This window comes from Pseudomonas sp. H1_F01, from assembly GCF_054681425.1.
Window position 1 is genome coordinate 3,171,030 of the sequence record NZ_CP162823.1, and the last position, 12,205, is coordinate 3,183,234.

10 protein-coding genes are annotated in these 12,205 nt (G+C 61.1%); 4 read left to right on the forward strand and 6 right to left on the reverse strand.

Annotated features, from left to right (window positions below; translation table 11 throughout):
- Positions 1-351: an MmcQ/YjbR family DNA-binding protein gene (locus tag AB4O09_RS14615; RefSeq protein ID WP_013693486.1), complete on the reverse strand. Its 351-nt coding sequence runs from the start codon at positions 349-351 to the stop codon at positions 1-3.
- The gene (locus AB4O09_RS14620) at positions 348-1,256 is read right to left on the reverse strand and encodes a LysR substrate-binding domain-containing protein (RefSeq protein WP_003202353.1); all 909 of its coding nucleotides are present in this window, start codon (positions 1,254-1,256) and stop codon (positions 348-350) included. The genes AB4O09_RS14615 and AB4O09_RS14620 overlap by 4 nt, the downstream gene beginning before the upstream one ends.
- A gap of 129 nt (positions 1,257-1,385) precedes the next feature.
- Between AB4O09_RS14620 and AB4O09_RS14625 the strand changes: the two genes are divergently transcribed.
- Both AB4O09_RS14625 and AB4O09_RS14630 read left to right on the forward strand, forming a co-directional pair.
- Positions 1,386-1,994 carry an FMN-dependent NADH-azoreductase gene (locus AB4O09_RS14625; RefSeq protein ID WP_003202352.1) on the forward strand — a complete coding sequence of 203 codons (609 nt, stop codon included), beginning with the start codon at positions 1,386-1,388 and terminating at the stop codon, positions 1,992-1,994.
- Between the two features lie 185 nt (positions 1,995-2,179).
- Positions 2,180-3,217 (forward strand): alpha/beta hydrolase family protein, encoded by a 1,038-nt coding sequence (locus AB4O09_RS14630; RefSeq protein ID WP_003202350.1) that lies wholly within the window; start codon positions 2,180-2,182, stop codon positions 3,215-3,217.
- 702 nt (positions 3,218-3,919) lie between these two features.
- On the opposite strand, the gene AB4O09_RS14635 is transcribed toward AB4O09_RS14630, so the two are convergent.
- The gene (locus AB4O09_RS14635; RefSeq protein WP_003202348.1) at positions 3,920-5,113 is read right to left on the reverse strand and encodes an MFS transporter; all 1,194 of its coding nucleotides are present in this window, start codon (positions 5,111-5,113) and stop codon (positions 3,920-3,922) included.
- Between the two features lie 596 nt (positions 5,114-5,709).
- Positions 5,710-7,299 (reverse strand): ABC-F family ATPase, encoded by a 1,590-nt coding sequence (locus AB4O09_RS14640; RefSeq protein ID WP_003181279.1) that lies wholly within the window; start codon positions 7,297-7,299, stop codon positions 5,710-5,712.
- 404 nt (positions 7,300-7,703) lie between these two features.
- Here AB4O09_RS14640 and lpxO point away from each other — a divergent pair, with 404 nt between their 5' ends.
- A complete protein-coding gene (gene lpxO / locus AB4O09_RS14645; protein ID WP_258634027.1) occupies positions 7,704-8,603 on the forward strand; it encodes a lipid A hydroxylase LpxO in 900 nt (299 codons plus the stop codon).
- A 100-nt stretch (positions 8,604-8,703) separates the two neighbouring features.
- Here lpxO and ligD read toward each other — a convergent pair whose 3' ends face one another.
- Positions 8,704-10,671, reverse strand: coding sequence for a DNA ligase D (gene ligD / locus AB4O09_RS14650; RefSeq protein WP_460108379.1), 1,968 nt, complete (start codon positions 10,669-10,671; stop codon positions 8,704-8,706).
- Between the two features lie 32 nt (positions 10,672-10,703).
- Entirely contained in the window at positions 10,704-11,594 is an 891-nt protein-coding gene (ku, locus tag AB4O09_RS14655; RefSeq protein WP_027911599.1) for a non-homologous end joining protein Ku, read from the reverse strand.
- A gap of 262 nt (positions 11,595-11,856) precedes the next feature.
- Between ku and AB4O09_RS14660 the strand changes: the two genes are divergently transcribed.
- Positions 11,857-12,198, forward strand: a complete 342-nt coding sequence (locus AB4O09_RS14660) for a hypothetical protein (protein ID WP_013693481.1) — start codon at positions 11,857-11,859, stop codon at positions 12,196-12,198.
- The last annotated feature ends 7 nt before the right edge of the window (positions 12,199-12,205 follow it).

Below are 12,205 nucleotides of genomic sequence, written 5' to 3' on the forward strand. Positions count from 1 at the left end.
CTAGAGCAACAAGCCCACCTGCGTGCGCTTGGGCAATTTGCTGACCACCAATTGGTGTGAGCGTTGCAGCAGACCACGCAGCTCTTCGGCACCCAGCGGGTAGGGCACCTGCATGATGACCCACTGGGCCCGCGCCAGGTAAGGCGCGGGATGAATGCCCGGCCGGTCGCAATGGCCCAGGAACAGATCCTTGTCGACCTTGAACGCCAGCGAGTCGCCTCGCAGGCCCTGCAGGGCGAACATCTTGTTCCCGGCAATGGAAAATACCCGTACGCCACCCCATTTGTAGTCCTCCCTGGCGCCGGGCAGGCCCAGGCAAAACTGCGCGACATCCTCTTCGCTCAACCTCATATCGTTCTATCTCCACAGCCCTCGAAGGCTTCCACCAAATGATCGATCCATGCACGCACCGCTGGCAGCATGCCGCGCCGATGCGGGTAGACCGCCTGGAGCCAGCCATCGGGCGATGACCATCCAGGCAAGAGTTCCACCAGTGTGCCGTCCTGCAATTCCTGCTCGCAATACATGCTCGGCAATAAAGTGAAGCCCAGGCCGGCGAGGGTACAGGCGCGGCGCACAATGAAGTCGTCAATGCCCAGGCGGGCTTCCAGGCCCAGTTCCACACGCTGCCCATCTGCGCTGACCAGGCGCAGGTGCACCTGGCGATCGGCTTCCAATGCCCCCAGCACCGGCAACTGTTTGAGGTCATCCGGGGTTTCGATCCGCCGTCCTTCGACAAAGGCCGGGCTGGCAACCATCATCAGCCGCGCCTGGCGCAGGCGCCGGGTCATCAGCAAGGGATCCTCGTCCCCCAGGTCGCGCACGCGCAACGCCACATCGATGCCTTCACCGATCAAGTCCACCCGCCGGTTGAGCAGGGTCATATCCAGTTGCACCAAAGGGTATTTCACCAGGAAGGTTTCGATCACTACCGGCAGAAACTGGTGGGCCAGCCCCACCGGGCTCGACACCCGCAATCGGCCACGGGGTTCGCTGGACATGCTCGCCACCGCTTCGTCGGCCATCTCGGCCTCCAGCAACATGGCCTGGCAATGGCGCAGATAACGTTCGCCGACCGCGGTCAATTTCAATTGGCGGGTGGTGCGCTGGAGCAACCGGGCGCCGAGGCGTTCTTCCAGCTCGGCGATGCGCCGCGACAGTCGTGACTTGGGAATGCCCAGCAACCGTCCGGCCGCCGCGAAACCGCCGGCTTCGACGACTTTGGCGAAGTAGTACAAGTCATTGAGGTCTTGCATGTTGAACTCGATTGTCCTGTCAGTAGGACAAACTATCGCATTTGTGCTGACTTATCGATCATTGGCTTCATCGATAGGATTGTCGCCAATTGATCGCCCGGTTGCGGTCCTCACTTGGAGAGCACTGACATGAAACTGCTGCACATCGATTCGAGCATCCTCGGCGACAACTCCGCTTCCCGCCAATTGAGCCGTGAAGTGGTTGAAGCCTGGAAAGCCGCCGAGCCAGGCATCACGGTGACTTATCGCGACCTGGCCGCTGACGCCATCAGCCATTTTTCCGCCCAGACCTTGATCGCCGCTGGCACCAGCGCCGAGTTGCGCGACGCGGCCCTGAAGCACGAAGCTGACCTTAGCGCCGAGACGATGGCAGAATTCCAGGCGGCGGATGCGCTGGTCATCGCTGCGCCGATGTACAACTTCAGCATTCCGACTCAACTCAAGGCCTGGATCGACCGCATTGCCGTCGCTGGCCAGACGTTCCGCTACACCGAAGCCGGCTTCGAAGGCCTGTGCGGTGGCAAGAAACTGGTGATCGTCTCCACGGCGGGTGGCTTGCATGCCGGCCAACCTAGTGGCGCGGGTCATGAAGATTACCTGAAAGTGATGTTCGGCTTCCTTGGTATCACCGACATCGAATTCGTTCGTGCGGAAGGGCTGGCCAAGGGCGACGACATGCGCAATAAGGGCATGAACGAAGCCCAGGCGCAGATCGGCGAACAGTTCGCCGCCGCGTAAGGCTTGCGTAAAGGCTCCAAAGCTATTGGGGCAACCTTCGTAAAACCCTGTATTCTCGTCGTCATTGGATGGCCGGGATGCAGGGTTTTGCTGCATTCGGCGCCGGGTTTTATGGCGCAGGTTATGCACGGCCAAGACGGCGAGCGACGGGGCCTTCCCGTGCGCTGGTGAAGGTGGAAGATTCGATGACGCGTTTTGGTGCAGCGCTGCTGCTTTGCTTGTTTGCCAGTCTCGGTTCAGTGCAGGCCGCACCGGGGCCGCATCCGCATTGGAGCGCCGGTTTCCATGAGCTGAGCTTTCTCGATCCGCTGGATCAGCAGCCGATGCACGCCATCGCCTTTTATCCGTCCACCGACCGGGAACAGTCCAGCCTGCTGGGTGGCTACCAGATCGATGCCGCGCCAGACGCCCAGATCGCCATCGGCCGCTTTCCGCTGCTGATGCTGTCCCATGGCAATACCGGTACGCCGCTGGCCCTGCATGACCTGGCCACCTCCCTGGCACGCAAGGGGTTTGTCGTGGTGGCAGTGATTCACCCCGGCGACAACGCCCAGGATCACAGCCGGCTTGGCACCCTGAGCAACCTGTACGGGCGGCCGATCCAGATTTCCGAAGCCATCACCGCCACGCTCAATGACCCGATGCTCTCGCCGTTCGTCAACGCCGGGCAGGTCGGGGTGATCGGCTATTCGGCCGGCGGCGAAACCGCGTTGATCCTGTCCGGTGCGACGCCGGACCTCAATCGTCTGCGCCGCTACTGCGTGGAGCGACCGGATGACCGAGACGCCTGCAATACCCAAGGCGAACTGATCGTTGACCGCGATGACCTGCAACCAGTGGCTGATCCCAGGGTCAGGGCATTGTTGTTGATGGCGCCATTGAGCCTGAAGTTTGGCCGTCATACCCTGGCCGATGTCCACGTGCCGGTGCTGCTGTACAGCGGCGATGGCGACAAACTCGTGGCCTTCGACAAGAATGCCGCCGCGCTGGCCCGCAAGCTGCCCACTGCACCGGACTTCAAGACCCTGGCCGGCGCGGGGCATTTTGTTTTCCTGGCACCGTGCACCGACGAACAGATCGCCGCGATGCCGGCGCTGTGCACGGATGCTGACGGTGTCGATCGCAAGGACATCCACCGCACCATGATCTCCGAGGCCAGCCGTTTCTTCGGCGAGGCCTTGGGCAAGCCAACCCGGGCGGGGATGAGGACGGCTGATCAATAAGCTGTTCACTTAAGCGTTCCCGGAGATTCTGATCTTCTGTTCCGAGGGGCATGGTTTTTACGTAAGGATGGTGTGTATATCCATTTCTGCGGTAACGGCGGCTTAGGGTTCCGCCCTGACGGCGGGTCACTTTTGAGAAGCCCGGAAGCCGGCCCAGTCAAAAGTAACCAAAACGCTTCTGCCCCACCACTCGGTGCCTCGCTTAGGCTCGGCATGCCTTCGTTCAGCCAGCGTGGTTAACGGGGCGCCGAGATCAACGTCCAACGCGAGGCGGCCTAACAGCCGACCTGGTTCTGGGTGATCGCGTTTCTCCTGTGGGAGCGGGCTTGCTCGCGATGGCGGTGGCTCAGCTACATAGATGCTGGACGTGTCGCGCTCTTGCTTTGCTTTGGATTTTGATCTCGACGCCCCGTTAACCACGCTGGCCGAACGCAGGCATTGTGGAGTGGGCACCTCGGCATGGATGCCGAGGTAGCCGCGCTGGGCCATGGATGGCCCTTCGCGGCGGGCCCACGGAGCAATGCCGGAGTGAGGGCACACCGAGCCTAGGCGAGGTGCCGAGTGGTGGGGCAAAGCGTTTTTGGTTACTTTTGGCGCTCTTCCAAAAGTGACCCGCTGTCAGAGCGGAACCCTAAGCCGCCGTTACCTAAATAACGGATATACACACAAGAACAAGTAAATACCGGACCTTCAGTATTACGATCAATAAGGTGCGCTTACGGCTCGGCGACGCAGCAGCAGAGTCAGACCCAGCCCGGTAAGGGACAACAAGGCAGCACAGAAGAAGATCGACGAATAGCCCAGGTTCAACGCCACCGCCCCCATCAGCGGACCGGCAATCGCCAGCGCCAGGTCAAAGAACACCGCATAGGCGCTCAAGCCGGCCCCCCGGCTGGTATTAGGCACTTGCTTGATGGCCTCCACCCCCAGCGCCGGGTATACCAACGATAGCCCGAAACCAGCCAGCCCGGCACCGACCAGGGCGAACGCGGTGGACGGCGCCAGCCACAGCAATACCAGCCCAAGGGTTTCGATGCTCATGCAGGCAATGGCCGAGTTGAAACCCCCGAAACGGGCGATGCTGGAAATGAACAACAACCGCGCCAGGATGAAGCAGACACCGAAGACTGTCAGGCACCAGGCCGCGCCGGTCCAGCCGCGACTGATATAGAACAGCGTGATGAATGTGGTGAGCGTGCCGTAGCCGATCGACGCCAGGCTCAGGCCCGCCCCGAACGGCGCAATGCGTCCAAACACCGCCCAGAAAGGCAAGCGCTCGCCGCGAATGACCGGCACCGACGGCTTGTTACGAATGATCAACAGCGCCGCCCCGGCCAGCAGCGACAAGGCGACGCCCAGGCTGGCGAACCCCAGCTCACCGACCATCACCACGCCCAGCGGAGCGCCGATGGCGATGGCTCCGTACGAAGCGATGCCGTTCCAGGAAATCGAGCGGGCGGTGTGCTCCACACCCACCTGGCCCATGCACCAACTGATGGTGCCCACGCCAATCAGCCCTTGGGCCACGCCGAGCAGCAAGCGCCCAACAATCAGAATCAACAGGCTGGGCAGGGGAAAGCTTTGCAGCAAGGTCGAGAGCAGAGTCAGTACGCCGCTGAGCACAATCCCCGACAGCCCATAGACGATTGCCCGCTTGGTGCCGACGCTGTCCGACAGCCGCCCGGCCATGGGGCGGCTGAGCAGGGTCGCCAAGTACTGTGAACCGATGGTCAACCCGGCCACCACCGCGCTGAAGCCCAGTTGTTCGTGGACATAACCCGGCAGCACGGCAATGGGCAGGCCGATGCAGAGGAAGGCGATGAAGGTGTAGAAAACGATGGAGACGATCTGCAGGGTGACCGACAGGGAGCTGGAGGCAGGTGAGGGCGTGGGCATAGGGCTCGTTCGCGGGCAGCGGTAAGAGAGCCTCATCATGGCGCGAGGAGGGGATAAAAGAAAGCAGGCTAACTAAATGTGCTTGGGGAGCCGGATGTTCAGTTTCAATTGAGGTTGTATGCACCGGCCCCTTCGCGAGCAAGCCCGCTCCCACAAGGGATTGGGCTCACCAGGGAGAAACAGGTCGGCTGTAAGGCCGCCTCGCGAGCAAGCTTTGCTCCCACAGGGCTGATGGGTGCACGACCGGGATAGCTGCGCTGGGCCATGGATGGCCCTTCGCGGCGGGTCCACGGAGCAATGCCGGAGTGAGGACATGCCGAGCCTAAGCGAGGCACCGAGTGGTGGGGCAGGAGCGTTTTGGTTACTTTTGACTGGGCCGGCTTCCGGGCTTCTCAATAGTGACCCGCCGTAAGGGCGGAACCATAAGCCGCCGTTACCACAACAATGGATATGTACCCAGGTCAACAAAATCCTGGCCAGCTGTCAGGCCGCCATCGCGAGCAAGCTCGCTCCCACAGGTTTTTACCTTGGAATGCAAAAAGCCCTGTCACAGTGGGCAGGGCTTTGCTTTTGCAGCGAACAGCCAAGGGCTGTCCTTAGAACACCACACCCTGGCTACGCAGGTAGTCGTCATAGGTGCCGCTGAAGTCAACCACGCCATCGGCGCTCAGCTCGATGATGCGGGTGGCCAGGGAGGAGACGAACTCACGGTCGTGACTGACGAAGATCAGCGTGCCCGGGTAGTTTTCCAGCGCCAGGTTCAGCGCTTCGATCGATTCCATGTCCAAGTGGTTGGTCGGTTCGTCCATGACCAGCACGTTGGGTTTTTGCAGGATCAGCTTGCCAAACAGCATGCGGCCTTGCTCACCACCGGAAATGACCTTGACCGACTTGAGGATCTCGTCGTTGGAGAAGAGCATGCGGCCCAAGGTGCCACGAACCAGTTGTTCGCCGCCCTGGGTCCACTGGCCCATCCAGTCGAACAGGTTGACGTCGTCCTCGAAGTCGTGGGCATGGTCCTGGGCGTAGTAGCCCAGCTCTGCGGCGTCGGTCCATTTCACGGTACCGGCATCGGGTTCCAGTTCATTGACCAGGGTGCGTAGCAAGGTGGTCTTGCCGATACCGTTCGGGCCAATGATCGCCACGCGTTCACCGGCTTCGACGGTGAAACTGAAGTCCTTGAACAGCGGCTTGCCATCAAAACCCTTGGCCATGCGTTCGACAATGACCGCCTGGCGGTGCAGTTTCTTGGTCTGTTCGAAGCGAATGAACGGGCTGACACGGCTCGAAGGCTTGACCTCGGCCAGTTGGATCTTGTCGATCTGCTTGGCGCGAGAGGTGGCCTGCTTGGCTTTCGAGGCGTTGGCCGAGAAGCGGCTGACGAACGACTGCAGCTCGGAAATCTGTGCTTTCTTCTTGGCGTTGTCCGACAGCAGTTGCTCGCGGGACTGGGTCGCCACGGTCATGTACTCGTCGTAGTTGCCCGGGAACAGGCGCAGCTCGCCGTAGTCCAGGTCCGCCATGTGGGTGCAGACACTGTTCAGGAAGTGACGGTCGTGGGAGATGATGATCATCAGGCTCGAACGCTGGGTCAGCACGTTTTCCAGCCAGCGGATGGTGTTGATATCCAGGTGGTTGGTCGGTTCGTCGAGCAGCAGCACTTCCGGGTCGGAGAACAGCGCCTGGGCCAGCAATACACGCAGCTTCCAGCCTGGCGACACTTCGCTCATCGGGCCGAAATGCTGCTCGATGCCAATCCCCAGGCCCAACAGCAGTTCACCGGCACGGGATTCGGCTGTGTAGCCGTCCATCTCGGCAAATTCGGTTTCCAGCTCGGCCACGGCCATGCCGTCTTCTTCGGTCATTTCCGGCAGCGAATAGATGCGATCGCGCTCGGCCTTGACCTTCCACAGCTCTTCGTGACCCATGATCACGGTATCGATCACGGTGAATTCTTCGTAGGCGAACTGGTCCTGGCGCAGTTTACCCAGGCGCACGTTCGGTTCGAGCATGACCTGGCCGCCGGACGGCTCGAGGTCACCACCGAGGATTTTCATGAAGGTCGACTTGCCGCAACCGTTGGCGCCAATCAGACCGTAGCGGTTACCCGCGCCGAATTTGACAGAGACGTTTTCGAACAGTGGCTTGGCGCCGAACTGCATCGTGATGTTAGCTGTAGAGATCAAAGGTTTATCCTGCGGAACATTCAGAGTAGCTAAGGGTGCGGCAGTACCTGTTCAGTACCTGTTTGCGCACGTCCCGACCGCGCAAAGGCGTCGCGGTCGCAAGCTCAAGGGTCCATCCGGCATAAGAGGACAGCAGCAATACGGAGCGCCTGGCCCGGTAGACGTGCGCCGAAGCCGCGTTTGCGGTATCGACCAAAGGGGGCGCGTAATAGTTGGCGGCGATTGTACTGGTCTGGCCGCATAAACGATAGGGTATTGCCCGGGCAAGACAGTTTTTCACAATTGAAGGATAACTTTCGGTTACAAACTGTGGCTAAAATGCCATCTCACCCTATGCCATCTCCCTTGCCGCTTGGCTGGCCCGGGGAAACGACCTGTTCACTCCAGCATTGTGATGGTTTTTCGTGAAGCTCATCATTGTCGCGCTCTACATCTTCTCCATTGGCTACGTTCATCTGCGCGGTCGCGTGCGGCATAAGTTCGGACGCCAGTTGAGCGATCATTCGTCGTTTCTCGCGCCGATCAATTGCCTGCTGTACCTGTGCTCGAAACTGCCCAACAGGCCGTTCCTGAGCCCGGCGCAGTTCCCGGACCTGAGCCCGTTGCAGGCCCACTGGCAAGAGATCCGTGCCGAAGGCCTGGGCCTGCTGCACGCGGGGGAGATCAAACGTTCCGAGCAATACGACGATGTGGGTTTCAACTCGTTCTTCAAGACCGGTTGGAAGCGTTTCTACCTGAAGTGGTACGGCGACAGCCATCCTTCGGCCATGAAGCTGTGCCCCCGCACCACCGAACTGGTGCAGAGCATCGGCTCGATCAAGGCAGCGATGTTCGCCGAGTTGCCGCCGGGCTCGAAACTGGTCCGGCACCGCGACCCCTACGCCGGGTCCTATCGGTATCACCTGGGCCTGGAAACGCCCAACGATGCTGGTTGCTACATCAATGTCGATGGTGAGCCTTATCATTGGCGCGATGGCGAGGCGGTGATCTTCGACGAAACGTTCATTCATTACGCCGAGAACTCCACCGACCATAATCGCATCATCCTGTTCTGCGACGTGGAGCGGCCCATGAAGTTTCGCTGGGCAGCCGCGTTCAACCGCTGGTTCAGCCGCACCGTGATGGCGGCGGCCGGTGCGCCCAACGACGCGGGCGACAGGACGGGTGCCTTGAACCGGGCGTTCTCCAGGCTCTACAAGATACGGTTGCAGGGCAAGGCCCTGAAAAAACGCAACCGCACGCTTTATTACCTGCAGAAGTGGGCGTTCTTTGGTGGCTTGCTGGTGATCTTTATCTGGATGTAGGCGCTGGCGAAGCCTGCGATCTTTTGATCTTGATCGTTCGCTCTGGACTCAATGGGTTGTGGAAAGATCGCAGCCTCGTTGCACTCGACAGCTCCTACATTCAGTCGGTGGGTTTTTGCGCATCCAGTTGCTCCCACATCCTGGCCGTGATCCGCTGGCGGTGGTTGTAGCCTTCCCAAGGATCGGCGCTCAAGCCCTTGGCTCGTTCCAGGGCGGTATAGATGTCCCATTGCTGGGCGTTGCGCAGGGTCTGCAGTTCGGCCCGGGCAATCGGCACCGAGACCGGCAGGCCGGGCCTGGCGCGCACCGAGTAGGCGGCCACCGTGCTCGCGCCGCGGGCGTTGCGCAGGTAGTCGACGAATATTTTCCCGACGCGGTTCTTCGGTCCCATGGTGGCCGTGATGCGCTCTGGCATTTGCCGGGTCAGGAACTGTGAGATGGCCTTGGCGAACGCCTTGGTGGTGTCCCAGCCTTCACTTCTCGTCAAGGGCACGATCACATGCATGCCTTTGCCACCGCTGGTCTTGAGAAAAGCCTGCAAACCCAAGTCGTCGAGCACCGCCAAGGTCATGTGGGTCGCCTCGATCATGGCGCTCCAGGGCAGCGAAGGATCCGGGTCCAGGTCCAGGACAAACAGGTCGGGGGTCTCGATCCGGTCGTGGGTCGCGGTCCAGGTGTGCAGTTCCACCGTGCCCATCTGCGCCGCGCTGACCAGGGCGTGGATGTCATCGATTTCCATCAGCGCTGCATGGCCCGGGTCCAGTCGCGGATCCAGCTGTTTGATATGGGGAATCTCCAGGCGATCGGCGTGTTTTTGAAAGAACTGCTCTTCGCCGATACCGTCCGGTGCCCGCAGCAGCGCGACCGGCCGCTGCTTGAGGTGCGGCAGGATCCACGGGGCGATGTCCAGGTAATACTGCGCCAGCTCGGCCTTTTGCACACCGCTGACACTGTCGATGACCCGATCGGCGTGGGTGATTGTCACGCCGTCGACTTTGGCCGCGCGGGCTTTGCTGCGACGCTTGGGTTCTGGCGTCGCGGGCTTTATCGGCAGGGGCTGCTCGCGAACTACCTTGTTGGCCGGCATAGTGCTCGACAAGTCCAGGAAAATAGCCTGGCGCACCTGGTTGTCGCGGCTCCATTCTGTGAACTCGACCTCGCAGGTCAGGCCGGGCTCGACCCATTGCACGCCGCGCCCCCGCACACCGTCGAGTGGCAACGCCAGTGGCGAAGTCTCGCGCTGCTGCGCGCACAGTTGCGCGTGTAATTGTTTGATTTGCGCCTGGCTGAACCCTGTCCCGACCCGACCGGCGTACAGCAGCCCCGAGGGCCCGTTGACAGCCAGCAACAGCGCGCCGAAACCGCTGCGCTTGCCTTGGGGGCGGGTGAACCCGACGATGACGAAAGCCTGGCGCAACCGGCACTTGAGTTTTACCCAATCGGCGCTTCGCTGGGACATATAGGGGCTGCCCAGGCGCTTGCCGACCACGCTGTCCAGTGAGAGCGCGATAGCGCTTTCGAACATGTCGTGCTGGCTGGCGGAAAACCACTCGGAAAAGCGCAGGCGCTTGCTGGCGTTGTTGCCGAGGGCTTTTTTCAGGGCTGCACGACGCTCTTCCACCGGCGCCTGGCGCAGGTCGGCACCATTGAGGAACGGCGCATCGAACAGGAAATACACCATGTCGACGGTGCGGCTGATGTCGAAGGCCTGGCGCAGGGCCGCGAAATCGGCGTGGCCGGTCTCATCGAGCAGAACCAGTTCGCCGTCGAGCCAACTGTCCCCCAGGTTCAACCCGGCCAGGGCGTCGGCATGCAGCTTCAGTCGCTCGGTCCAGTCCTGGTGATTGCGATTGAACAAGCGGACTTCGCCATGTTCGATGCGGGTCAGCAGTCGATAACCGTGGAATTGGACTTCATAGCGCCATTCGCCGGTGGGCGGTTCTTCCACGGGCGTGGCCAATTGCGGCGCCAGGCGCTCGGGCAGGCGGTTTTGAGGCGCCTTGCGGGCCGTCGTAGCGTCCGACTTGGCGTTGGACAAACGAGCAGATTCACTCTCGGCGTTGGCCATGACAGATTCCCTTGTATTGCGCACGCCAGGGTTTACCCCCGGGAGGCCTTGGTGGCTTTTTTGGCAGGAGCGGATTTGCCGGCTTTCGCAGGTTTTGCAAGGGGCTTTCCGGCGGATTTGTCGGTGGCCTTGCCCTTGCTGCCCAGGCTGCGCTTGAGCAACTCGGTGAGGTCGATGACATCGGCGGTCTTGCGTTGTTCTTCGCCCGGGTCGGTTTCCACCGCTTCGAGGCGGCCTTCGTTGGCCTTTTTCTCCACCAGTTCCATGATTTTGTCTTCGAAACTGTCCCGGTATTCTTGTGGCTCCCAGTCGGCGCTCATGTCTTCCACGAGACGCTTGGCCATTTCCAGCTCACCCTTGGCCAGGGTCGGGTTCGTCACCTCGTCGCCCAGCTCCAGGACATCAAGGTCGCGTACCTCCGCGGGCCAGCGCAGCATCACCAGTACCAGCGCCGATTCAAGGGGCATGAGCGCCGCCAGGTGCTGGCGGGTGTGCAGCACGACATGGGCCAGGGCGACCTTGTTGGTCTTGACCAGGGTTTCGCGCAGCAGGGCATAGACTTTGCCACCGCGTTTGTCGGGGGCGAGAAAGTAGGGCGTGTCGATGTTCTGCAACGGGATCTTCTCGCTGTCGACAAAGGCAAAGATATCGATGGTCTGGGTGGACTTGGGGTGGGCGGAACGAATTTCTTCCTCGCTGAGCAGCACGTACTGGCCTTTCTGGTACTGGACGCCCTTGACGATGTCGTCCTTGGTCACTTCCTTGCCCGTGGCCTTGTTGACCCGTTTGTAGCCCACCGGGTCCATGCTGCGTTTGTCCAGCCAGTCAAAATCCACACCCTGGGACGAGGTGGCCGACACCAGCGCGACAGGAATGTGGACCAGCCCGAAACTGATTGCGCCTTTCCAGATTGCCCGTGCCATGGTGGTGTTGTCCTTGCCGGTGGATGTCTTTCTGGTGACCTTCGCGCCTTGGGAAAAGTTTCCATTGTGGGAGCGAGCTTGCTCGCGATGGCGACGGTGCAGGCACCATTGACGCAAGCTGGCCCGCCGCTATCGCGAGCAAGCTCGCTCCCATATTGGTTCGGAGACTCTTCGTTACATCTTCGCCCGGACATTTCGCTTAACAAGGGCGAACCTGCGGCGTAGCGTGTTTTCGATATGCCTGAACTCAAGAGGTGTCCGAATGAACAGGCTGATAATTGCCATCATGACGCTGTTGCTGACCGCCGCCGCCCAAGCCGCCACGCCTGGCGGAGGCCCCGTGGTTCTGGCCCAGAATCTGCCGGGCAACAACAATCCCTATAACAGCCCGACGCGGCGGGCCAATCCCAACAGCATGCAGGGCACGCGGTCCAATGTGCCGACGATTCATGACAACCCGACGGTGCCGGTACCGCGCCCACCGACCCTGGAAAACGGCGGCATCGGCAATGGTTATCCCCGGTCCGGCCAGCCCTCGGGTTCGCCGCGCCCCACCATCGAGTCTCCTACGCCACCCAGGAGCAGCCAAAATGGCAACCGCTAGGTACTGG

Bases quoted from the DNA above. Each gene is read 5' to 3' on its own strand.
- AB4O09_RS14615 (WP_013693486.1), bottom strand. From the start codon at position 351: ATGAGGTTGAGCGAAGAGGATGTCGCGCAGTTTTGCCTGGGCCTGCCC.
- AB4O09_RS14620 (WP_003202353.1), bottom strand. From the start codon at position 1,256: ATGCAAGACCTCAATGACTTGTACTACTTCGCCAAAGTCGTCGAAGCC.
- AB4O09_RS14625 (WP_003202352.1), top strand. From the start codon at position 1,386: ATGAAACTGCTGCACATCGATTCGAGCATCCTCGGCGACAACTCCGCT.
- AB4O09_RS14630 (WP_003202350.1), top strand. From the start codon at position 2,180: ATGACGCGTTTTGGTGCAGCGCTGCTGCTTTGCTTGTTTGCCAGTCTC.
- AB4O09_RS14635 (WP_003202348.1), bottom strand. From the start codon at position 5,113: ATGCCCACGCCCTCACCTGCCTCCAGCTCCCTGTCGGTCACCCTGCAG.
- ligD (WP_460108379.1), bottom strand. From the start codon at position 10,671: ATGGCCAACGCCGAGAGTGAATCTGCTCGTTTGTCCAACGCCAAGTCG.
- ku (WP_027911599.1), bottom strand. From the start codon at position 11,594: ATGGCACGGGCAATCTGGAAAGGCGCAATCAGTTTCGGGCTGGTCCAC.
- AB4O09_RS14660 (WP_013693481.1), top strand. From the start codon at position 11,857: ATGAACAGGCTGATAATTGCCATCATGACGCTGTTGCTGACCGCCGCC.